The sequence below is a fragment of the Kitasatospora sp. NPDC091207 genome, assembly GCF_044768625.1.
Classification (GTDB): Bacteria; Actinomycetota; Actinomycetes; order Streptomycetales; family Streptomycetaceae; genus Kitasatospora.
This window is the reverse complement of the sequence record NZ_JBIVVS010000003.1, coordinates 273,466-295,352: the sequence shown is the minus strand read 5'-3', so window position 1 is coordinate 295,352 and position 21,887 is coordinate 273,466. Positions and strand designations below refer to the sequence as shown.

General features: G+C 73.2%; 15 protein-coding genes. 8 read left to right on the top strand and 7 right to left on the bottom strand.

The window, feature by feature from the left end; translation table 11 throughout:
- Positions 1-30: 30 nt before the first annotated feature.
- Positions 31-1,581 carry an MDR family MFS transporter gene (locus tag ACIQTO_RS08920; RefSeq protein WP_402384855.1) on the bottom strand — a complete coding sequence of 517 codons (1,551 nt, stop codon included), beginning with the start codon at positions 1,579-1,581 and terminating at the stop codon, positions 31-33.
- 221 nt (positions 1,582-1,802) lie between these two features.
- The gene (locus tag ACIQTO_RS08915) at positions 1,803-2,261 is read right to left on the bottom strand and encodes a MarR family winged helix-turn-helix transcriptional regulator (RefSeq protein ID WP_402384852.1); all 459 of its coding nucleotides are present in this window, start codon (positions 2,259-2,261) and stop codon (positions 1,803-1,805) included.
- Between the two features lie 111 nt (positions 2,262-2,372).
- Here ACIQTO_RS08915 and ACIQTO_RS08910 point away from each other — a divergent pair, with 111 nt between their 5' ends.
- Positions 2,373-3,416, top strand: coding sequence for an ABC transporter permease (locus tag ACIQTO_RS08910; RefSeq protein ID WP_402384849.1), 1,044 nt, complete (start codon positions 2,373-2,375; stop codon positions 3,414-3,416).
- Positions 3,417-3,461: 45 nt separating this feature from the next.
- On the opposite strand, the gene ACIQTO_RS08905 is transcribed toward ACIQTO_RS08910, so the two are convergent.
- The 5 genes from ACIQTO_RS08905 to ACIQTO_RS08885 form a co-directional block, all read right to left on the bottom strand.
- Positions 3,462-4,676: an ROK family protein gene (locus ACIQTO_RS08905; RefSeq protein ID WP_402384847.1), complete on the bottom strand. Its 1,215-nt coding sequence runs from the start codon at positions 4,674-4,676 to the stop codon at positions 3,462-3,464.
- Positions 4,677-4,816: 140 nt separating this feature from the next.
- Entirely contained in the window at positions 4,817-5,338 is a 522-nt protein-coding gene (locus ACIQTO_RS08900; RefSeq protein ID WP_402384844.1) for a GtrA family protein, read from the bottom strand.
- A 90-nt stretch (positions 5,339-5,428) separates the two neighbouring features.
- Positions 5,429-6,871, bottom strand: coding sequence for a hypothetical protein (locus ACIQTO_RS08895; RefSeq protein WP_402384841.1), 1,443 nt, complete (start codon positions 6,869-6,871; stop codon positions 5,429-5,431).
- Positions 6,872-7,197: 326 nt separating this feature from the next.
- Complete coding sequence (gene lon, locus ACIQTO_RS08890) at positions 7,198-9,606, bottom strand: endopeptidase La (protein WP_402384839.1); 2,409 nt, start codon at positions 9,604-9,606, stop codon at positions 7,198-7,200.
- Positions 9,607-9,759: 153 nt separating this feature from the next.
- Positions 9,760-10,548 (bottom strand): rhomboid-like protein, encoded by a 789-nt coding sequence (locus ACIQTO_RS08885; protein WP_402384836.1) that lies wholly within the window; start codon positions 10,546-10,548, stop codon positions 9,760-9,762.
- Positions 10,549-11,095: 547 nt separating this feature from the next.
- On the opposite strand from ACIQTO_RS08885, the gene ACIQTO_RS08880 reads away from it, so the two are divergent.
- The 7 genes from ACIQTO_RS08880 (at position 11,096) to ACIQTO_RS08850 (ending at position 21,816) form a co-directional block, all read left to right on the top strand.
- Entirely contained in the window at positions 11,096-11,833 is a 738-nt protein-coding gene (locus ACIQTO_RS08880) for a response regulator transcription factor (RefSeq protein ID WP_209411241.1), read from the top strand.
- A 78-nt stretch (positions 11,834-11,911) separates the two neighbouring features.
- Complete coding sequence (locus ACIQTO_RS08875) at positions 11,912-13,042, top strand: sensor histidine kinase (protein WP_402384833.1); 1,131 nt, start codon at positions 11,912-11,914, stop codon at positions 13,040-13,042.
- Positions 13,043-13,403: 361 nt separating this feature from the next.
- A complete protein-coding gene (locus ACIQTO_RS08870) occupies positions 13,404-17,153 on the top strand; it encodes a multifunctional oxoglutarate decarboxylase/oxoglutarate dehydrogenase thiamine pyrophosphate-binding subunit/dihydrolipoyllysine-residue succinyltransferase subunit (protein ID WP_402384830.1) in 3,750 nt (1,249 codons plus the stop codon).
- Positions 17,154-17,410: 257 nt separating this feature from the next.
- Positions 17,411-19,408, top strand: coding sequence for a serine/threonine-protein kinase (locus ACIQTO_RS08865; protein ID WP_402384827.1), 1,998 nt, complete (start codon positions 17,411-17,413; stop codon positions 19,406-19,408).
- A 70-nt stretch (positions 19,409-19,478) separates the two neighbouring features.
- Positions 19,479-19,658 carry a DUF6104 family protein gene (locus ACIQTO_RS08860; RefSeq protein WP_380576384.1) on the top strand — a complete coding sequence of 60 codons (180 nt, stop codon included), beginning with the start codon at positions 19,479-19,481 and terminating at the stop codon, positions 19,656-19,658.
- A 207-nt stretch (positions 19,659-19,865) separates the two neighbouring features.
- Complete coding sequence (locus ACIQTO_RS08855) at positions 19,866-20,780, top strand: DUF4097 family beta strand repeat-containing protein (RefSeq protein ID WP_402384824.1); 915 nt, start codon at positions 19,866-19,868, stop codon at positions 20,778-20,780.
- A gap of 1 nt (position 20,781) precedes the next feature.
- The gene (locus ACIQTO_RS08850) at positions 20,782-21,816 is read left to right on the top strand and encodes a PadR family transcriptional regulator (protein WP_402384821.1); all 1,035 of its coding nucleotides are present in this window, start codon (positions 20,782-20,784) and stop codon (positions 21,814-21,816) included.
- The last annotated feature ends 71 nt before the right edge of the window (positions 21,817-21,887 follow it).

Sequence of the window (21,887 nt, the reverse complement as noted above, 5' to 3'; positions counted from 1 at the left end):
CTCCGCCGTACCCCGCGCCGACCGGACCGGTCAGTCCTGCTGACCGGTGCGCAGCGCCGTCTCGCGGATGCACAGCACCGTGACGAAGGCCAGCAGCGCGAACGGCGCCGCGACCAGGAAGACCACGCCCACCCCGTGCCCGAAGGCGTCCGTCACCAGCGGGACGAGCGGGGCGGGCAGCTTGTGCAGGTCCGGGATGCCGCCGCCGGCCGCGGCGCCGGAGGCCGGGATGTGCGCGGCCGCCAGGTTCTCGGTCAGGTAGTGGCCGACCCGGTTGGTCATCAGGGCCCCGAGTGCCGAGACGCCCATCGCGCCGCCCATGGTGCGGAAGAAGGTGACCACCGAGCTGGCCGCGCCGAGTTCGTGGCGGGGCACGGTGTTCTGCACCGCGAGCACGAGGTTCTGCATGGTCAGGCCCAGGCCGATGCCGGTGATCGCCATGTAGACCGAGAGCAGGACGTAGTCGGTGTCGGCCCGCGCGGTGCCGAGCAGCCCGAACCCGATGGCCAGCATCAGGGTGCCGGCGACCAGGTAGGCCTTCCAGCGGCCGTACTTGGTGATCAGCTTGCCCGCCACGGTGGAGGCGACGGCCAGCCCGAGGATCATCGGCAGCGTCATCAGGCCGGCGATGGTCGGGGACTTCTCCTTGGCCAGCTGGAAGTACTGGCTCAGGAAGGTGGTCGCGCCGTACATCCCGATGCCGACCAGCACGCTGGCCAGCGCCGCCAGGGTGACGGTGCGGTGGCGGAAGAGGCTCGGCGGGATGATCGGCTCGGCGGCGCGCTTCTCGATCACCACGGCGAGCGCGCCCAGCACCAGGCCGCCGCCGACCATGGCCGCGGTCTGCCAGGAGAGCCAGGCGTAGTTCTTGCCGGCCAGGGTGATCCAGATCATCAGCAGGCTGACGGCTCCGGTGATGACCAGGGCGCCCAGGTAGTCGATCTTCACCTTGCGCTTGACCACCGGCAGCTTCAGGGTGCGCTGCAGCACCGCGATCGCGGCCAGCGCGAACGGGATCCCGACGTAGAAGCACCAGCGCCAGCCCAGCCAGGAGGTGTCCACGATGACACCGCCGATCAGCGGTCCGCCGATGGTGGCGAGGGCGAAGACCGCGCCGAAGTAGCCGCTGTACCGACCGCGCTCGCGCGGCGAGACCATCGCCGCCAGGCAGATCTGGGCCAGCGCGGTGACACCGCCCGCGCCGATGCCCTGGAGGGCGCGGCAGGCGATCAGCTCGCCGGTGTTCTGGGCGAGGCCGGCCAGTGCCGAGGAGGCGATGTAGATGACCAGGGCGATCTGCAGCAGCAGCTTCTTGCTGGCGAGGTCGGACAGCTTGCCCCAGATCGGGGTGGAGGCGGTGAGGGTGAGCAGGGTGGCGGTGATGACCCAGGTGTAGGCGGACTGGCCGCCGTGCAGGTCGGTGAGGATGCGCGGCAGGGCGTTGGAGACGACCGTCGACGAGAGCACGGCCACGAAGAGGCCGAGCAGCAGGCCGGACAGCGCCTCCATCACCTGGCGGTGCGTCATGGGTCGGTCGTCGGCGGTGGCGGCTCCGGTCGCGACGTGGGTGGTGACGGTCATCTGGGTCCTTCGGCGGGTGCGGGGCGGAAGCGGGGGGCGGCAGACGGGGAGCAGGGAATCGTTGCCTTAAGCAACCATAGGATCGATGGTTGCTCAAGGCAACTTTCTTCAAGCCCAAGTAAAGTCCGCTGTTACTCGCCCACTCGCCTACGGCGCGCCCCTTCGGCTCGGGGCGGGTTCGCCTCCGGGCCGCTCGGCCCGGGGCGGGGCTTCGGACGCCCTCAGGTCCCGACGGCCTCGCCGACCACGTCGTTGAAGCGGTGCAGCAGCCCGGCGAAGCGGATCACGTCCTCCTCGGACCAGTTGGCCATCAGCTCGCGCACCCGCTCGATCCGGGCGTCCCGCGCCCCCAGGTAGCGCCGCCGGCCGTCGTCGGTGAGCGAGACCAGCGCGGCCCGGCGGTCCAGCGGGTCCGCCTCCCGGGTCACCAGGCCCAGCTCCTCCAGGGCCCGGATCTGCCGGCTCACCGTGGCCTTGCCCACCGCGAAGTGCACGCCGACATCGGTCACCCGCACCCGCCCGGCCTGCTCGATGTAGCCGAGCATGCTGTACGCCACCCCCTCCAGGCTGGGGTGGACCCGGCGGGAGAGCTCCGCCACCCGGGCCCGGCCCCGCCGGAACATCAGCGCGACCTCGCGCTCCACCGCCAGCAGGGGTTCCTCGTCATTCGCCGCACTCACCGCGCAAGTATCGCGCAGCACAACGCACCGGACTGCGGCGCGGGGAATCGGGAAAGCGAACTACTTGATGATATGAAGTATCCGATTTTCCCGATACGCAAGGAGATGTGGATGACCGCCCCAGGGCAGGGACCGAAGCCCGGACTCGTCGCCGAACTGAAGGGAGCGGTCACCCCGCGCGCGGCGCTGCTGGTGATCGCCGTGCTCCTGCTCCAGCTCGGTTTCATCACCTCGTACGTCGGGGCCCTCCACAGCCCCACCCCGCACGAACTGTCGATCGCGGTGGTCGCCCCGCCGCAGGTCTCCCCCCAGCTGGTCCAGGCCCTGGAGGCGGTGCCCGACGACGCCGTGCGGGCCGTCACCGCGCCCGACGCGGAGACCGCCGCCGCGCAGATCAAGGACCAGAAGATCTACGCCGCCCTGGTGGTGAACCCGGCCGGCACCGAGGACACCCTGCTGGTCGCCAACGCCCGCGGTCCGGCCGCCGCCAAGGCCGCCCAGACCATCGTGACCGCGCTCGACCAGGCCCAGGGCCGGACGGTGCGGACCGAGGACACCATCCCGCTGGCCAAGGGCGACACCAACGGCCTCTCCTCCTTCTACCTGGTGATCGGCTGGTGCGTCGGCGGCTACCTGGTCGCCTCGATCCTCGGCGTCAGCGCGGGCGCCAAGCCCGCCAACGCCTACCGGGCGCTGATCCGGCTCGCCACCCTGGCGCTCTACTCGATCGCGGCCGGCATCGGCGGCGCGGTGATCGTCGGGCCGGCACTGAACGCGCTGCCCGGCTCCTCCTGGGGCCTGTCCGCCCTGGGCGCCCTGGTGGTGTTCACGGTCGGCGCGTTCACCATGGCGCTGCAGTGCCTGTTCGACATCATCGGCATCGGTGTCGCGGTGCTGATCTTCGTGGTGCTCGGCAACCCCAGCGCGGGCGGGGTCTTCCCGCCACCGATGATGCCCCCGTTCTGGCGGGCCATCGGCGCCTGGATCCCGAACGGCGCCGGGACGGACGCGGCCCGCTCGATCGCCTACTTCGGCGCCACGAACCTCGTGATGCCGCTGCTGGTACTGCTGGTCTGGGCGCTGATCGGTGTCGCGGTCACCTTCGCCGCGGTCATGCGCCGGCCGCGCGGCGGCCGTGAACTGGTCCACCCGTAGCCCCGGCCGCTGCCCGGCCCGGGCCGGTCCGGCGCACGGCCACCGCTACGCGTCCAGCCGGCCCGGGTCCGCGACGACCGCCCGGACCACGCCGACCGCCGCTCCCAGCAGCGGGCCGCGCCGGCCCAGCCGGGAGACCGTCAGCCGCTCGTCCGACCAGGGGCGGACGGTCACCCGGGCCGCCAGCTCGGCCCGCATCCCCGGCAGCAGCCAGGGCGCCAGCCGGGCGTAACCGCCGCCCAGCACCACCTCGGCCGGGTCGAGCAGATTGACCGCCCCGGCCGAGGCGATCCCCAGCGCCGCACCGGCCCCGCCCAGCGCCTCCCGGACGTCCTCGTCCCCGGCCTCGGCCCGCTCGGCGAGCAGCGCCACCCAGTCGCCCCGGATCCCCTCCAGGCCCGCCGCCCGCATCACCGCCGTCTCCCCCGCGTACTGCTCCAGGCAGCCGTACGCCCCGCAGGCGCAGAGCGGTCCGTCCGGATGGACCGGCATGTGCCCCAGCTCACCGGCGTACCCGTGCGCCCCGCGCATCAGCCGGCCGCCGACCACGATCGCCGAGCCGACGCCGGCCTCGGCCGAGACGTGCAGGAAGTGTTCCGGGGCGCCGCCCAGCCAGAGCTCGGCGAGCCCGCCCAGGTTGGCCTCGTTGTCCGCGCCGACCGGCAGCTCGGCCAGTGCCTCCGCGTTGGCCGCGCGCAGCGCGAGCCGTAGTTCGGCGGCCAGCGAGACGTCCTCCCAGCCGAGGTTGGCGGCGCGCCGGAGCACCCCGCCGCCGTCCCCGACCAGGCCCGGCACGGCCAGCATCAGCCCGGCCGGGCGCAGCCCCGCGTCGGCGACGGCCCGGCGCAGCAGCTCGGCGAGGTCGGCCATCACGGCGGCGGGCCGCCGGTCCCGGTTGCGGATCTCCTGGCGGCGCCAGGCGCGGACGTCACCGCGCAGGTCGACCACACAGGCGCCGAGGTGCTCCACCCCGATCTCGGCCCCCAGTCCGGCCGGCCCCTCCGGGTTGAGGCCCAGGGCGGTACCGGGCCGGCCGACCTTGCCGCTGGGCGCGGCCGGACCCTCCTCGACCACCAGCTCGGCCGCGATCAGCTCCTCCGCGAGCGAGGACACCGCCGCCCTGGTCAGTCCGCTCTCGGCGGCCACCTCGGCGCGCGAGCGCGGGGCGCTCGCGATCACGCCGAGCACCAGCGCCAGATTGGCCCGGCGCATGCCCTGCTGGCTGGCCGGTCCGGCCCGAAGGCCGTCCGTCTCGCGCATCGCGCTCACCCCGCTCGGCTTCCGCCCGCCCCGCCGGTGGGCGGTTCCCGCGGTTCCGGACGGGTGTTTGCAGCGTAACCGCGTTCGGCCGCCCGTTCCCGGCGGGCCCGAGCGGGCGGCCGAACGCGGCCGGCCGCCCGCTACGGGATCCGCTGCGGCTGCTCCACCCGGGTGACGGCGGGCTCGACGAAGCGGGTGAAGACCCAGCGCTGCATCGCCCAGAAGCGGAACAGCATCGCGACGAAGGTGCCGACGACCATCCCGCTCAGGAAGTCGGCGACCTCCTGGGTGAAGGCCGTCACCTGGGGCTCCCGCAGGTCCAGGAGGTAGCGCGAGGCGACCAGCGGGAGATCGTTGACGCCGATCGCCACCACGCTGACCAGCAGGAACAGCAGTACCTCGCGCCGGTGCCCACGGGCCCGGAAGGCCCAGCGGCGGTTGAGCACGTACGAGACCGCGGTGGCCACCACGGTCGCGACGGTGAGCGCCACCACCGGCTTCTGTTCCAGCAGGGTGAACTTCAGCGAGTAGTTGATCACCGTCGTCAGCACGAAGCAGGTGCTCCCGACCAGCAGGACCTTCACCAGCCTGCGGTGCTTGACCAGGAACGGCCGCAGCCCGGCCGGCACCTTGGCCAGGGCGCGCTGAGTGGGGGACGGCATCTTCGCAGTCTCCCGCACGCGGCCCGCCGACGCTCCCTCCGGCGGCCGGGCGGAGGCAACGCCGACGGCCCCCCTCCGCCCGGCCGGGCGCTACCCGGCGGCGGTGATCCGCAGCACCCCGGTGGTGGTGCCCTGGTAGACCACGCCGCCCGGCGCGATCGAGCCGACCATCTGCAGCGTGTCGAAGAGGAACCCGGCCCCGGTGTACTCGGTGCGCACCACCGCGCCGGTGCGCGGGTCGATCTCCGCGTAGTAGTAGGGGTCCAGCACCGAGGTCGCGTCGGTCCCGGGGATGACGGGCTCGCGCAGCACCGTGTGGAGCAGGCCGTCGGCGGTGGAGAGCCGGGGGACGGCCGCGGATCGCACCCGGTTGTCCCAGACCAGGTCGCAGCCGGAGCCGTCGGCCCGGACGTCCACCCGGCTCAGGCCGCCCCGGAACCCGCCCGACGAGGGCACGCCGGGCCCGGCGTCCTCGGGCAGCTTGGGGTACGGGTAGCCGTAGGTGGAGGCGACGAGCACGGTGTTGCCGACCGCCACCGGGGAGTTCTCGCTGCCGCTGCCGCCGGCCCGGAGCACCGGCACCGAGCAGACCTGCGAGCCGTCGCCGGCCCGGTAGACCAGCAGGTTCACGGTCGGCGCGGCGTTGTCGACCACGGTGACGTAGTCCGTGCCGGTGCCCGGTCCGAAGAAGGTCGGCGTCGAGCCGGTGCCCCAGCTGAGCTGTCCGGGCTTGCGGCCCGGCCCCCGGTCGTACGCCCGGCGCCAGGCGATCCGCGGGGCGCCGTCGGCGTCGGCGGTGAGCAGGTAGGTGGCGTGGGTGGTGGCGACGGCGGTGCCGGCCGGGGCGGTGGAGATCGAGTTGGCGATCCGCTCACCGGCGGGCAGGGCCAGCGCGCGGACGACCCCGGTGCGGTCGTCCGCGGTGCCGACCACGCCACCGCCGGTGGCGAACCAGACCCGGCCCTGCCAGTCGGGTGAGATCCCGGTGACGGCGTCGCCGGCCGGGACCGCGCCGGCCAGCGGGAGCCTGCTGTCCACGGTCAGCGCCCAGGCCCCGGCGGCGGTGCGGTGGTGGCCGATCCGCAGCAGCGCGCCGTCACCGTCGACGGCGACCAGCCGGTCCCGCTGGTCCAGGTAGGCATAGACACCGCCGAGCAGCGAGCCCTTGGCCAGCGGCAGCTCGGCGAGCGAGCCGCCGTCGGCCGGGTCGAGCAGGTGGACGGTCGGAGTGAGGCCGAAGATCGTGGTGCAGAGCGCGACGGGGTAGCCGTCGGAGCCGACCAGGACGGTCGGGCAGGCGGACTGCAGTGCCACCCGGTCCGAGGCGAGCGGTCCGGGCCGGGGGCCGGGCAGCGGGGTGACGTCCGAGGAGCCGGTGTCGCCGTGCATCGTGGCGGTGCCGTCGGGCCCCGCGTAGGGGTTGTGCGGCGGCAGCGGGCCGTAGCCGGTCTCGGCCCGGGCCGGGCCGGCGGCGGCCAGCAGGAGAGCGGCGGCCGCGAGGACGGCGGCGCGCGTGGGCAGCGCGAAGCGCATGGTGGTGTCCCATCGGATGAGTGGAAACGGTGGACCGCGCACGGCGGCGCACCACCCGGCTGGGGTTCCCGGCGGGGGCGCCGGGCGGTTCACCGCACTGGTCAGACAGTGCGGCGACAGATCGCGGAGCACGCGTACGCCAGGTCGACGTCGAGTCGACGGCTCAGGTACGCGTGGCGAATCACCCGGCCAGCGTGGCGCACTGACGGTCCGTCTCACAAGCACCGTCTCAGCAGACGGGCAACGGCCCGGCGGAGCACCACGCTCCACCGGGCCGCCGCCCTGCCTTCCCTGCCCTGCCCTGCCTTTCCCTGCCCGCACCACCGTCAGGCGGCGACCAGCACCTCGGCCGGCTCCAGGGCCAGCTTCAGCACCTCCCGCACGTCCGCGACCGGGTGGACGGTGAGCCGCTCCAGCACCTCGGCCGGGACGTCGTCCAGGTCGGCCTCGTTGCGCTTGGGGATGATCACCGTGGTGACCCCGGCCCGGTCGGCGGCGAGCAGCTTCTGCTTCACCCCGCCGATCGGCAGCACCCGCCCGGTCAGCGACACCTCGCCCGTCATCGCCACGTCCGTGCGCACCCGGCGGCCGGAGAGCAGCGACGCCAGCGCCGTGGTCATGGTGATGCCGGCGCTGGGCCCGTCCTTGGGGACGGCCCCGGCGGGGACGTGCAGGTGCACGCCCCGGTCGCGCAGCGAGGTGACCGGCAGCTCCAGCTCGGCGCCGCGCGAGCGCAGGTAGGAGAGCGCGATGTGCGCGGACTCCTTCATCACGTCGCCCAGCTGCCCGGTGAGGGTGAGCCCGGTGCCGCCCGTCTCGGCGTCCGCCAGCGAGGCCTCGATGAACAGGACGTCACCGCCGGCGCCCGTCACCGCCAGGCCGGTCGCCACCCCCGGGACGGCGGTGCGCCGCTCGGCCGGCTCCTGGGCGGCCTCCGGGACGTGGTGCGGCCGGCCGATCAGCGCGCGCAGGTCCCCGGCGCCGATCGCGGCGGGCAGCTCGCGCTCGCCCAGCTCGGACTGGGCGGCGACCTTGCGCAGCACCCGGGCGATCGAGCGCTCCAGGTTGCGGACGCCGGCCTCACGGGTGTACTCGCCGGCGAGCCTGCGCAGCGCGTCCTCCTCGACCGCCACCTCCTCGCCCTTCAGCCCGGCCCGCTCCAGCTGGCGCGGGAGCAGGTGGTCCCGGGCGATGACGACCTTCTCGTCCTCGGTGTAGCCGTCCAGCCGGACCAGCTCCATCCGGTCGAGCAGTGCCTCGGGGATGGCCTCCAGCACGTTGGCGGTGGCGAGGAAGACCACGTCCGAGAGGTCCAGCTCGACCTCCAGGTAGTGGTCCCGGAAGGTGTGGTTCTGCGCCGGGTCCAGCACCTCCAGCAGGGCGGCCGCCGGGTCGCCCCGGTAGTCGGAGCCGACCTTGTCGATCTCGTCGAGCAGGATGACCGGGTTCATCGAGCCGGCCTCCTTGACGGCGCGCACCAGGCGGCCGGGGAGCGCGCCGACGTAGGTGCGCCGGTGGCCGCGGATCTCCGCCTCGTCCCGGACGCCGCCGAGCGCCACCCGGACGAAGGTGCGGCCCATCGCCCGGGCCACCGACTCGCCCAGCGAGGTCTTGCCGACGCCGGGCGGCCCGACCAGGGCCAGCACCGCGCCTCCGCGGCGTCCGCCGACCAGCCCGAGCCCCTGGTCGGCCCGGCGCTTGCGGACCGCGAGGTACTCCACGATGCGGTCCTTGACGTCCCCCAGGCCGGCGTGGTCCGCGTCCAGCACCGCTCGGGCGCCGGCGATGTCGTAGGCGTCCTCGGTGCGCTCGTTCCACGGCAGCTCCAGGACGGTGTCCAACCAGGTGCGGATCCAGGAGCCCTCGGGCGACTGGTCGGACGCCCGCTCCAGCTTGTCGACCTCCTTGAGCGCGGCCTCGCGGACCTTCTCCGGCAGGTCGGCGGCCTCGACCCGGGCGCGGTAGTCGCCCTCCTCGTCGGCCGGGTCGCCGTTCAGCTCGGCCAGCTCCTTGCGGACGGCCTCCAGCTGGCGCCGGAGCAGGAACTCCTTCTGCTGCTTGGCCACACCCTCCTCCACGTCCTTGCGGATGGTGTCGTTGACCTCCTCCTCGGCGAGGTGGTCGCGCAGCAGCGTCAGCGCGTACTCCAGGCGGGCCACCTGGTCGGCCTCCAGCAGCACCTTGAGCTTCTGCTCGGCGGTGGCGAAGGACGCGTAGCCGATGTTGTCGGCCAGCTCGCCGACGCCCTCGATCTGGGCCACCCGGTCGACGATCTGCCAGGCACCGCGCTGGCGCAGCCACTGGGTGGAGAGCGCCTTGTACTCCCTGACGAGCTCGGCGGCGCGGCCCGCCACCGGCGTGCCCACCGAGGACTCCCGGAACGGCGTGGTCTCCACCCAGAGCGCGGCGCCCGGCCCGGTGGTGCCGACGCCGATCCTGACCCGGCGCACGGCACGGACCAGCGCCGCCGGCTGGCCCACCCCGTTGGGGCCGTCGGCCAGCCGGCCGACCTGCTCGACGGTGGCGAGGGTGCCGACCGCCGCGTACGAGCCGTCCACCCGCGGCACCAGCAGCACCTGGGGCTTGGCGGCGTCGCCGGCCGCGGCCCGCGCGGCCTCGACGGCGGCCCGCACCTCGGTGTCCTTCAGATCCAGCGGAACGACCATGCCCGGGAGCACGACCTCGTCGTCGAGCGGCAGTACGGGCAGGGTGAGCGGTGCGGACGTCGATGCCATGATCTCTCCCCAGTCAGCGAAGTTGAGCTGACCTGACTAAGGTTTGACGGCCGCCGAATGTTCCCCCCGCCATGTTCGCCATGAGCGAACAAGGAAGGCCGCGGGAAGGCCCGTCAAAAACGCCCCGGCCGCCCCCCGGGTCGCCGTCCGGAGCTACGCCCGGTCCAGCACCGCGGCCGGCCCGCCGGAGGTCTGCGCCGAGCCCTGGGGGCCGGCCGGGGCCGCCTCGGAACGACGCCGGCGGCGGCCGGGCCCGCGCCGGAGCCAGGGCCAGAGCGCCACCCCGGTCAGCAGCGCCGCCGGGTGGCCGATGCCGGTGACCAGGTCCCGGTCGCCCACGATCTGCTCGGCGATCAGGAGCGCGGCGGAGCCGAGCGCCAGCAGCCGCCCGCGCGGTGACAGCAGTCCGGCCAGCGCGCCGAGACTCACCAGCACGCCGTAACTGACGCCGATGTCCAGGAAGTCCAGCGCCTCCGACTCCATCCGGCCGGTCGCCACCGCGGCGATCACCACCGACTGGGAGAGCACCGTCGCGGTGATGTGCCCGATCGCGAAGACCGCCGCGGCGCGGGCGGCGCCCACCCGGCGCTCCAGCGGCGCGACGGTGAGGGCGAAGGCCCAGAGGTACGGCATCCAGATCGTCCCGGCCACCCAGAAGCCACTGAACAGCAGCGCGCGCAGCGGGTGGTGCACCAGGTTGTGCCCGTCCGAGCTGGAGGCCTCCTGCAGCCGGAGCACCAGCTCCGGGTCGGCCAGCTTGGCGAAGGTCGTGGTGGCCCCGACCACGGCGAGGTAGCCGAGCGCGAAGGGGTTGCGCCGGGGCGTCGGCACCCGGGCGAGCACCCACGCGGCCACCCCGGTCCGCAGGCCGAGCCGCAGCATCCCGTACGGCGGCCCCGGACACGGTCCGCTCCGCGCAGCACTCCCGCGCAGCTCCGCCATGCCGCCTCCGCTCCAGACCCGCCGCTCCGGCCCCCGTCCGGTGCTCAACGTACCGGCGCACGCCGGAAATCCCACCTCTGCGACTTGTCGTGACCACGGTACGTCGGACTCCTGGGAGCCAGCTGGGAATACCCCGTGAACATCGCGCGGCCCGGGACTCCGGGATTGGTACAGACCTGCACTCCGTCTACGCACGAGTACGGGCTCTGACCGGCGGCTTGGCGTCAACTGGAGTGCATACGTACCGTTACGGAGTGAAAAATCGCCGGGTAAGGTACTGGCCCGTGCCCACTTCCGAGTGGGTCCGACGGGCGGCCGGACGGCCGGCCCACGGGCCGGAAACGTCCGGTCCACCTGCCGGGAAGCAGCCGTTGTCCGTACGCTGCGAAGTGTGCGGGAAAGGCGGGCAGTCCACACCTGTCCTCCGCTTCCGCACGCGCTACGGGACGGCGGACCCGGCACAGTCCACGACGGAACAAGACTACGAGCGGAGCCTCGCCATCCCCACAGGTGGCCGGCCCGCAGCCCTGGGGGCGGTGGCGTGACCGTGACAGAAATTCAGCAGGACAACCAGAACAGCGGCGGCACGGTGAGCAGCCAGCGCAGAGTGCTGGTGGTGGAGGACGAGCCCACGATCGCCGAGTCGATCGCGGCCCGGCTGGGCGCGGAGGGCTTCAAGGTCGCCGTGGCCCACGACGGACCGGGCGCGGTCGACGGCTTCCACACCTGGCAGCCCGACCTGGTCGTGCTCGACATCATGCTGCCCGGCTTCGACGGCCTCGAGGTGTGCCGCCGGATCCAGGCCCAACGCCCGGTGCCGGTCCTGATGCTGACCGCGCGCGACGACGAGACGGACCTCCTGGTCGGCCTCGGCGTGGGTGCCGACGACTACATGACCAAGCCGTTCTCCATGCGGGAGCTGGCGGCCCGGGTCAATGTGCTGCTGCGCCGCGTCGAGCGCGCCCAGCAGGCGGCCCGCACACCGGCCCTCGGCTCGCTGCGCTTCGGCGAGTTGGAGATCGACCACGTGCAGCGCCGGGTCCGGCTCGCCTCGGGCGACGTCCACCTGACGCCGACCGAGTTCGACCTGCTCGCCTGCCTGGCCGCGCAACCGCGCGCGGTGCTCACCCGCGAGCAACTGCTGGCCGAGGTCTGGGACTGGACGGACGCGTCCGGCACCCGCACCGTGGACAGCCACGTCAAGGCGCTGCGCCGGAAGATCGGCGCCAGCTGGATCCGTACCGTCCACGGGGTCGGCTACGCGCTGGAGGCCCCGCTCTCCTAGCGGCGCCTCGGGCACCGGGCCTCCGGGGGGCCCGTGTCCCGAACCGCCGCGCGGACCCGCGGGGATCACAGGGGACCAATGACCTTTCCACAGCAACGCAACGGCGACGCCGACGGCGCCGACCGGCCCACGCTGGCCGCCCGCGCCGCCCACCGGGTCTGGGCCGACATCCGGCCGCTCGACCCGGTCCGCTCGATCAAGGGCAAACTCGCCCTCCTGGTGATCGTCTCGGTCTTCCTCGCCACCGGCATGGTCGTGGTGGCGATCCGCTCCGAGACGCAGATCCGGATCATCATGGTCTTCTCCATGATCGCTTCACTGCTCTTCATGCAGTTCCTCGCGCACGGGCTGACGGCCCCGCTGCGCGACATGACCGCGGCGGCCCGCGCGATGGCCTCCGGCGACTACAGCCGCCGGGTCGAGGTGAACTCCCGCGACGAGATCGGCGAGCTGGCGGCCACCTTCAACCAGATGGCGGCCGACCTGGAGGCCGCCGACCGGCACCGTCGCGAGCTGGTCGCCAACGTCTCCCACGAGCTGCGCACGCCCATCGCCGCGCTGCGCGCCGTACTGGAGAACGTGGTCGACGGCGTGGTCCAGCCGAACCCGGCGACCCTGGGCGCCGCGCTGGAACAGACCGAGCGGCTCGGCCGGCTGGTCACCCACCTGCTCGACCTTTCCAAGATCAACGACGGCGTGGTCGACCTGGACGCCCGCCCCTTCGAGGTGCGCGAGTTCCTGGACGGCGTGCTGCGCGGGGTCACCGTGGACGGCGCGACGGCCGGCGGGGCCTTCTCCCGGCGCGGCGACGTCCGGCTGGCCCTGGAGGTCAGCCCGGTCGGCCTGACCGGCGTGGCGGACCCGGAGCGGCTCCACCAGGTGGTCGCCAACCTGGTCGACAACGCCTGCAAGCACTCCCCGCCCGGCGGCACCGTGACGGTCCGGGCCCGGCCGGGCGGCGAGCCCGGCGCGCTGCTGCTGGAGGTCGAGGACCAGGGGCCGGGCATCCCGGCGGCCGACCGCACCCGGGTCTTCGAGCGGTTCAGCCGCAGCGGCACCGCCACCGCCCAGGGGCCCGGCTCCGACGGCGGCACCGGCCTGGGGCTGGCCATCGCCCGCTGGGCGGTGGACCTGCACGGCGGGCGGATCGAGGTCGCGGAGGCCGCGCCCGGCTGCCGGATCGAGGTCAGACTGCCCGGCCCCCGGTAGTGCCCGTCCGGCACCTCCGTGCGCGGGCCGCCGACCGGGCCCGCGCACGGCCCGGGACGGCGGCCCGCGGCGCACGGACTTCGCCCGCATGTCACAGAAGCGACACAGACGTGGACGGACGATCCAGAGGCCCCCGAGCAGTGATTTGTCCGATTTCGTCGGTATATGGTGGCTGATCGGAAGTGATCGCTTCCCCTCCGAGGCGGCTTTCTAACGCACATTTTCAGCCAACCTGCAGGTCAGGACTGTGATCTGGGCGACGCCTGAGCCCTGGGGACTGCGCGATCACTGGTCAGGGGCGTAGCCTTAATCCCCGCTGTCCAAACATCCCAAAAGGAAGCGGAAGAGGGCGGTTGCCGCCGTGTCGCCACAGTCCCAAGAAACCCCCAACAGCTCGGCAAGCTCCACTGGCTTCGGCCCCAATGAGTGGCTCGTCGACGAGATCTACCAGCAGTACCTCCAGGACCCGAACTCGGTCGACCGAGCCTGGTGGGACTTTTTCGCCGACTACAAGCCCGGTACCGAGGTGACCCCAGTGACCCAGGCCGCGACCCAGGTCGGCCCCACGCCGATCCCCGTTGCCGCCCCCGCGCCCGCCGCTGCTGCTCCGGCCGCACCCGCCCCCGCCGCACCGGTCGCGCCCGCGCCCGTTGCCGCGGCCCCGGCGCCCGCGCCCCTCGCCGCAGCCCCTGCCGCGCCCCCGGCCCCGAAGGCCGCCGCCGCAGCGCCGGCCACGCCCGCCGAGACCGGCCCCGAGCTGGTCCAGCTCCGCGGTCCGTCGAAGGCGGTGGCGACCAACATGGACGCCTCGCTGGAGGTGCCGACGGCGACCTCCGTGCGCGCCGTGCCGGCCAAGCTGTTGATCGACAACCGCATCGTCATCAACAACCACCTGCAGCGCGCCCGCGGTGGCAAGGTCTCCTTCACGCACCTGATCGGCTACGCCCTGGTCCAGGCCATCAAGGCCTCGCCGGGCATGAACCACAGCTACCAGGTGAAGGACGGCAAGTCGTACCTGGTCAAGCCCGAGCACGTGAACCTGGGCCTGGCCATCGACCTGGTGAAGCCGAACGGCGACCGCCAGCTCGTGGTCGCGGCGATCAAGAAGGCCGAGACCCTCGACTTCTTCGGCTTCTGGCAGGCCTACGAGGACATCGTCCGCCGGGCCCGCGCCAACAAGCTGACCATGGACGACTTCACCGGCGTCACGGTCTCGCTGACCAACCCGGGCGGCATCGGCACCGTGCACTCCGTGCCGCGCCTGATGCAGAACCAGGGCACCATCGTCGGCGTCGGCGCCATGGAGTACCCGGCCGAGTTCCAGGGCTCCGCCCCGGAGACGCTGTCCCGGCTCGGTGTCTCGAAGATCATGACGCTGACCTCGACCTACGACCACCGCGTCATCCAGGGCGCGGCGTCGGGCGAGTTCCTGCGCGAGATCCACCGGCTGCTGCTGGGCGAGAACGGTTTCTACGACGAGATCTTCGAGTCGCTGCGGATCCCGTACGAGCCGGTCCGCTGGGCCACCGACGTGGCCACCACGCACGACGACGAGGTCAACAAGACCGCGCGCGTCATCGAGCTGATCCACTCCTACCGGGTCCGCGGCCACCTCATGGCCGACACCGACCCGCTGGAGTACAAGCAGCGCAAGCACCCCGACCTGGACGTCACCACCCACGGCCTCACCCTGTGGGACCTGGAGCGCGAGTTCGCGGTCGGCGGCTTCGGCGGCCAGCGGATGATGAAGCTGCGCGACATCCTCGGCCTGCTGCGCAACACCTACTGCCGCACGGTCGGCATCGAGTACATGCACATCCAGGACCCGACGCAGCGCAAGTGGCTGCAGGAGCGCCTGGAGAAGCCGTACACCAAGCCGGAGCGCGAGGAGCAGCTGCGCATCCTGCGCCGGCTGAACTCGGCCGAGGCCTTCGAGACCTTCCTGCAGACCAAGTACGTCGGGCAGAAGCGTTTCTCGCTGGAGGGCGGCGAGTCGCTCATCCCGCTGCTGGACGCGACCATCGACTCGGCGGCCGAGCACCGCCTGGACGAGGCCGTCATCGGCATGGCCCACCGCGGCCGCCTCAACGTGCTGGCCAACATCGTCGGCAAGCCGTACGGCAAGATCTTCGGCGAGTTCGAGGGCAACCTCGACCCGAAGTCGATGCACGGCTCCGGCGACGTGAAGTACCACCTCGGCTCCGAGGGCACCTTCACCGGCCTGGACGGCGAGACCATCAAGGTCTCGCTCGCCGCGAACCCCTCCCACCTGGAGGCCGTGGACCCGGTCGTCGAGGGCATCGCCCGCGCCAAGCAGGACATCCTGGACCAGGGCGGCACCACTTTCCCGGTGCTGCCGATCCAGATCCACGGCGACGCGGCCTTCGCCGGCCAGGGCGTCGTCGCGGAGACCCTGAACATGTCGCAGCTGCGCGGCTACCGCACCGGCGGCACCGTGCACGTCGTGGTCAACAACCAGGTCGGCTTCACCGCCGCGCCCGCGAGCAGCCGCTCGTCGATGTACTGCACCGACGTGGCCCGCATGATCGAGGCGCCGATCTTCCACGTGAACGGCGACGACCCGGAGGCCGTGGTCCGCGTCGCGCGGCTCGCCTTCGAGTTCCGCCAGGCGTTCCACAAGGACGTCGTGATCGACCTCATCTGCTACCGCCGCCGCGGTCACAACGAGGCCGACAACCCGTCGTTCACCCAGCCGCTGATGTACGACCTGATCGACAAGAAGCGCTCGGTGCGCAAGCTGTACACCGAGGGCCTGATCGGTCGCGGCGACATCACCATGGAAGAGGCGGAGCAGGCGCTCCAGGACTTCCAGGGCCAGCTGGAGAAGGTCTTCGCCGAGGTCCGCGACGCCGCCCAGGCGCCGGCCCCGGCCGCCAACGGCAAGCCGCAGGCGGACTTCCCGGTCAACATCCAGACCGCCATCTCCCAGGAGATGGTCAAGCGGATCGCCGCCTCGCAGGTCAACCTGCCGGACTGGCTGACCGTCCACCCGCGACTGCTGCCGCAGCTGCAGCGCCGCGCCGCCTCGGTCGAGGACAACACCATCGACTGGGCGATGGGCGAGACCCTCGCCATCGGCTCGCTGCTGATGGAGGGCCACCCGGTCCGGCTGGCCGGCCAGGACAGCCGCCGCGGCACCTTCGGCCAGCGCCACGCGGTGCTGATCGACCGGGTCTCCGGCGAGGACTACACCCCGCTGCTGTACCTGACCGAGGACCAGGCCCGCTACACCGTGTACGACAGCCTGCTGTCCGAGTACGCGGCGATGGGCTTCGAGTACGGCTACTCGCTGACCCGCCCGAACGCGCTGGTCATGTGGGAGGCGCAGTTCGGCGACTTCGTCAACGGCGCGCAGACCGTGGTGGACGAGTACATCGCCTCCGCCGAGCAGAAGTGGGGCCAGCACTCCGGCGTCACCCTGCTGCTGCCGCACGGCTACGAGGGCCAGGGCCCGGACCACTCGTCCGCCCGCCCGGAGCGCTTCCTGCAGCTGTGCGCGCAGAACAACATGACGGTCGCCATGCCGACCCTGCCGTCGAACTACTTCCACCTGCTGCGCTGGCAGGCGCACAACCCGCACCACAAGCCGCTGGTCGTCTTCACCCCGAAGTCGATGCTGCGTCTGAAGGCCGCGGCGAGTGCCACCGAGGAGTTCCTGTCCGGCTCGTTCCGCCCGGTCATCGGTGACACCACCGTCGACCCGGCGAACGTCCGCAAGGTCGTCATCACGGCGGGCAAGTTCTACTACGACGTCGCGGCGGCCCGCACCGAGCGCGGAGTCACCGACACCGCGATCGTCCGGGTCGAGCGGCTCTACCCGCTGCCGGTGGCCGAGCTCCAGGAGGAGCTGGCCCGCTACGGCGACGACGTCCAGTTCGTCTGGGCGCAGGAGGAGCCGGCCAACCAGGGTGCCTGGCCGTTCATCGCGATGAACCTGGTCGACCACCTGCAGGTCGTCGTCGGCCGCAGCGCCAACGGCTCGCGACTGCGTCGCGTCGCCCGCACGGCCTCCTCGGCCCCCGCGGTCGGCTCGGCCAAGCGTCACGGCGCCGAGCAGCAGGCGCTGCTGGAGGAGATCTTCACCATCTGAGCCCGCTCCGACTCCGGTCGGGCTCGAACGGCCCCGGCCCCCGCGCACACCGCGCGGGGGCCGGGGCCGTTCCGGTGGGCCGGGGCCGCCCGGTGACGCCGCGCCAAGGTCGCAGCTCTGCAACCAAACGGCCACCGACCTGCGAGCACACCTGACGGATCGATAGGTTATGCCTCGCCGGACCGACGCCCGGGCGCCCGTCAACGCGCCCGCGGCCGGACGGACGGACCTCACCGCTCTCCCAGGGGGATCACCGCATGACCGCCGACACACCACGGGACGCCACGGCCTCGCCGCTCCCGCCGGTCTTCCAGCCGCTGCACCCGGACGACCCCCGCGAGGTCGGCGGCTACCGGCTCTTCGCCCGCCTCGGCGCCGGCGGCATGGGCCGGGTCTACCTGTCGTACACCCCGGGCGGCCGCCCGGTGGCGCTCAAGGTGGTCCGCCCGGAGTTCGCCGAGGACGGCGAGTTCCGCCGCCGCTTCGCCCAGGAGGTCAGCAACGCCCAGCGGATCCACGGGCTCTACACCGCCCAGGTGATCGACTCCGGCGGTCTGGACTCCGACGCCCCCTGGCTGGTCACGGCGTACGTGCCGGGCCCGTCGCTGCAGCAGGTGGTCCGCGAGAACGGCGCGCTGCCGGTGCGCACCGTGCTGCTGCTGATGGGCGGCATCGCCGAGGCGCTGCAGGCCATCCACAGCGTGGAGGTGGTGCACCGCGACCTCAAGCCGGCCAACGTGCTGGTGGCCGGCGACGGCCCGCGCGTGATCGACTTCGGCATCGCCCGGGCCGCCGACGCCACCGCGCTGACCGGGACGGGCTACCGGATCGGCTCGCCCGCCTTCATGTCCCCGGAGCAGGCCCAGGGCCGCCCGGTCACCCCGGCCACCGACGTCTTCGCGCTCGGCGCGCTGGCCGCGTACGTCGCCGGCGGCACCGCGCCGTTCGGCGACGGCCCCGACACCGCCGTGCTCTACCGGGTGGTGCACGAGCAGGCCGACCTGGACGCCGTCCCGGCCGACCTGCGCGAGCTGGTCATGCGCTGCCTGGCGAAGTCCCCCGAGGACCGCCCGAAGCCCGCCGAGATCATCGAGATCGCCCGCAACCACCCGTCGGTCGGCGGGCAGCTGCGGTTCGCCGACGACTGGCTGCCCCGCCAGGTCAACACCGAGATCACCCGCCGCTCGGACCTGCCGAAGACCCCGCCGACGCCGCTGCCGGCCGCGCCGGCCACGGCACCGACGCCGCCCCCGAGCGGCCCGCCCACGATTCCGCCGCCGCCGCTCGCGCAGCCGGCCCACCCGGCCACCGCGCCCGCCTTCGGCGCACCGGACTTCGGCACCCCCGGCCCGCAGCCGGTCACCCCGCCGCCCGGCTTCGCCCCGCCGCCGCTCGGCGCGTACGGCGCCCCGCAGCCCGGCTACGAGGCGCCCACCGCACCGGTGCTGCCCTCGCCGCCGACCGTGCGGCTGCGCCAGGAGCCGCCGTCCTACGACACCCCGCCGCCCGGCCCGGTGGTGACGGACGCCCCCGCGCCCGCGCCGGAGCCCCGGCGCAAGGGCGTCTCCTGGAAGGCCCTGCTGGTGGTCGCCCTGGTGATGGCCCTCGGCGGCACCGTGGGCGGCGTGCTGCTGGTCAAGCAGCTGGACAAGAAGAACGACGACAAGGCCAGCAGCGCCTCGTCGGGCGGCCCGGCCCCCGCCCCGGCCTCTCCCGTGCCGACCACCGCGACCGACACCCCGGCCTCGGCGAGCAGCTCACCCAGCACGTCCTCGGGCAAGGTGACGGCCGCGCCGTCGACCTCGGCCGGCGGGGTGACCGCGCCGTCCCGGCCCACCGGCTACACGCCGCTGCTCGACAAGAAGCCGCTGACCGTCCCCGGCACCGAGGCCTACTACGACTCCTACCGGATCGACCTGGACGGCGGGACGGTCGTACCGCGCGGCACCGACCTCAAGTGGGGTCTGGGCGTGACCGCGACCGGCAGCAGCAGCAAGGCCAACGCCTTCGTCACCGCCGGCGACAGCAAGTCGGACTTCGCGGTGATCACCGAGTCGAGCGTGACGCCCGACCAGTGCGCCGCCGCGATCGACTCGCGGCCCGACACCGACCTGTCCTTCAACCGGGTCTCGCCCGGGCGCCTGCTCTGCATCCGCGACCGGGTCACCCGCAACATCGGGATCGCCGTGGTCGAGGTCTCCGACGTCACCACCGGCACCGTCAAGATCACCCTGAGCACCTGGCGGGCCGCCTAGGGCAGCGCCGGACCCGGCACCGCCCGGACTATCCTGACCAGGTCGAATCCCCACCGGACCGGAGCGAACCGTGTACTTCACCGACCGCGGCATCGAGGAGCTGGCGAACCGGCGCGGCGACGAGGAGGTCACCTTCGAGTGGCTGGCCGAGCGCCTGCGCGAGTTCGTCGACCTCAACCCGGACTTCGAGATCCCGGTCGAGCGACTGGCCACCTGGCTGGCCCGGCTCGACGACGAGGACGACGAGTGACGCGGTAGGCCGTACAGGAAGGGCCCGGGAGGCAGCGACCTCCCGGGCCCTTCGCGCGCCCCGACCCGTAGGGGACGCCTCGGGGTCCGGTCCGGGTCCGCTCAGGGTCGGGCTGGGGGGCCGGACCGCTTGACTTCGCCGTCACGCGATATATCGTCTTTGGAAGAAGACGCGATACATCGCGAGTCGTAACGGGAGGCGGCAGACATGAGCCAGTGGACGGTCGAGGGCCCTGACAGGATCACCATCGACGGGGAGGTCGACACCCTCCACGTGCGGATCGTCGGCGGCGCCGTGAACGTGGTGGCAGCCGAGGGCCCGGCCCGGCTCGAAGTCACCGAGCTGGAGGGCGAGCCGCTGCACGTCACGCTCACCGACGGGGTCCTGACGGTCACCTACAAGGACCTCAGCTGGAGCGAGTTCGGCGAGTCGGTCAAGTCGGTGCAGTCGATCAAGTCGTTCTTCGGCGGCCTGCGGCGCACCCGCCGGGCCGTGGTCTCGCTGGCCGTGCCGGCCGGCGCCAAGGTCAAGGCGGGCACCGTGTCGGCCGACGCCACCGTCTCCGGCATCACCGCGCCGGTCTCGGTGCACAGCGCCGGCGGCGACGCCACCCTGGTCGGGCTCACCGGCCGGACGGAGGCCAACACCGTCTCCGGGGACGTCGACGCCCAGTCGGTCTCCGGCGACCTCAAGGTCAACACCGCCTCCGGGCAGGTCACCCTGCTGGCCGGCACCTCCGACAACGTGCAGGTCCACTCGGTCAACGGGGACGTCACCCTGGACCTCGACGTGGCCACCCCGTCGGAGATCAGGGTCACCACGGTGAGCGGCTCGGTCGGCGTCCGGCTGCCCTCGCTGGTCGACACCAACGTCGAGGCCGGCACCAACAGCGGGGACGTCACCAGCACCTTCGAGCAGCTCAAGGTCGGCGGCTCCTGGGGGGCCAAGCGGCTCTCCGGCAAGCTCGGCTCCGGCCAGGGCAACCTGGTCGTGACCACCGTCTCCGGCGCGGTCACCGTGCTGCGCCGGCCGGAGACCGAGGACGACGGCCCGGTGATCATCAAGGAACTCCCGGCCGGCCCGGACCTCGGCAAGGGCCCCGACCTCAGCAAGGAGGTCTGAGATGACCCCCGTCTTCGGCCACGGCCGGCTCCGCCTCTACCTGCTGAAGCTGCTCGACGAGGCCCCGCGCCACGGCTACGAGGTCATCCGCCTCCTGGAGGAGCGCTTCCAGGGCCTGTACGCGCCCTCGGCCGGGACGGTCTACCCGCGCCTCGCCAAGCTGGAGCAGGAGGGCCTGGTGACGCACAGCACCGAGGGCGGCCGCAAGGTCTACCGGCTCACCGAGGCCGGCCGGAGCGAGCTGGCGACCCGCCAGGGCGAGCTGGACGAGCTGGAGCTGGAGATCCGCGACTCGGTGGCCCAGCTCGCCGGGGCGATCCGCGAGGACGTCCGGGACAGCGCCAAGAGCCTGCGCGAGGAGCTGTGGGGCGCGGCGAAGCAGGCACCCCGGCCGGAGGGCGCCGAGAGCGGGGACCCGTGGGCCGGCCCGTGGGGGGACAAGGACGCCTGGCAGCGCGCCAAGGACGAGTTCGCCCAGTTCAAGAAGCACGCCAAGGAGCAGGCCAAGCGCGCCAAGGAGCAGGAGAAGGCGGCCAAGGCCAAGGCGAAGGCCGCCGAGGACGAGGCCCGCCGTCTGCGCGAGCAGTCCCGGGCGGCGCGGACGGCGGCCCAGCAGGAGGCGCTGCGGATCAAGCGCCGGGTCGAGCAGCAGGTCCGCGACCACGCGGCGCGGGGCGACTGGCCGACCGGGCTGGCCGAGGGGCTCTCCGAGCTCACCAAGGGCCTGGCCGGGCTGGCCGACGCGGCCCGCTGGGGCCACCCGGCGGCGGACGCCGACGCACCCGCCGAGAAGGTCACCGTGACCCGGATCGACCTGGACGAGGGCGAGCCGGCCGGGGCACCGGCCGACCTGCCGCCGTGGGCGGCGACCGACCCGGCGGGCGACCCGGCCCGGGAGCTGGAGCGGCTGCTCGACCGCTTCCGGGACCAGGTCAGGGACGCGGCCCGGGACGGCGGGGTGACGGCCGAGCGGCTGGCCGAGGCCCGCTCGGTGCTGGGCGCGGCCGGCGAGCGGCTGCGGCGGCTGCTGGGCTGAGCGGCTGCCGGCCGGGCGGCACCGGCCGGGGCCGGAGTTCGTGGGCCGGCGCTCCTCCGGGAGCGCCGGCC

Coding starts and splice junctions, on each gene's coding strand:
- ACIQTO_RS08920 (WP_402384855.1), bottom strand. CDS start 1,581: ATGACCGTCACCACCCACGTCGCGACCGGAGCCGCCACCGCCGACGAC.
- ACIQTO_RS08910 (WP_402384849.1), top strand. CDS start 2,373: ATGACCGCCCCAGGGCAGGGACCGAAGCCCGGACTCGTCGCCGAACTG.
- ACIQTO_RS08905 (WP_402384847.1), bottom strand. CDS start 4,676: ATGCGCGAGACGGACGGCCTTCGGGCCGGACCGGCCAGCCAGCAGGGC.
- ACIQTO_RS08900 (WP_402384844.1), bottom strand. CDS start 5,338: ATGCCGTCCCCCACTCAGCGCGCCCTGGCCAAGGTGCCGGCCGGGCTG.
- ACIQTO_RS08895 (WP_402384841.1), bottom strand. CDS start 6,871: ATGCGCTTCGCGCTGCCCACGCGCGCCGCCGTCCTCGCGGCCGCCGCT.
- lon (WP_402384839.1), bottom strand. CDS start 9,606: ATGGCATCGACGTCCGCACCGCTCACCCTGCCCGTACTGCCGCTCGAC.
- ACIQTO_RS08885 (WP_402384836.1), bottom strand. CDS start 10,548: ATGGCGGAGCTGCGCGGGAGTGCTGCGCGGAGCGGACCGTGTCCGGGG.
- ACIQTO_RS08875 (WP_402384833.1), top strand. CDS start 11,912: ATGACCTTTCCACAGCAACGCAACGGCGACGCCGACGGCGCCGACCGG.
- ACIQTO_RS08865 (WP_402384827.1), top strand. CDS start 17,411: ATGACCGCCGACACACCACGGGACGCCACGGCCTCGCCGCTCCCGCCG.
- ACIQTO_RS08855 (WP_402384824.1), top strand. CDS start 19,866: ATGAGCCAGTGGACGGTCGAGGGCCCTGACAGGATCACCATCGACGGG.
- ACIQTO_RS08850 (WP_402384821.1), top strand. CDS start 20,782: ATGACCCCCGTCTTCGGCCACGGCCGGCTCCGCCTCTACCTGCTGAAG.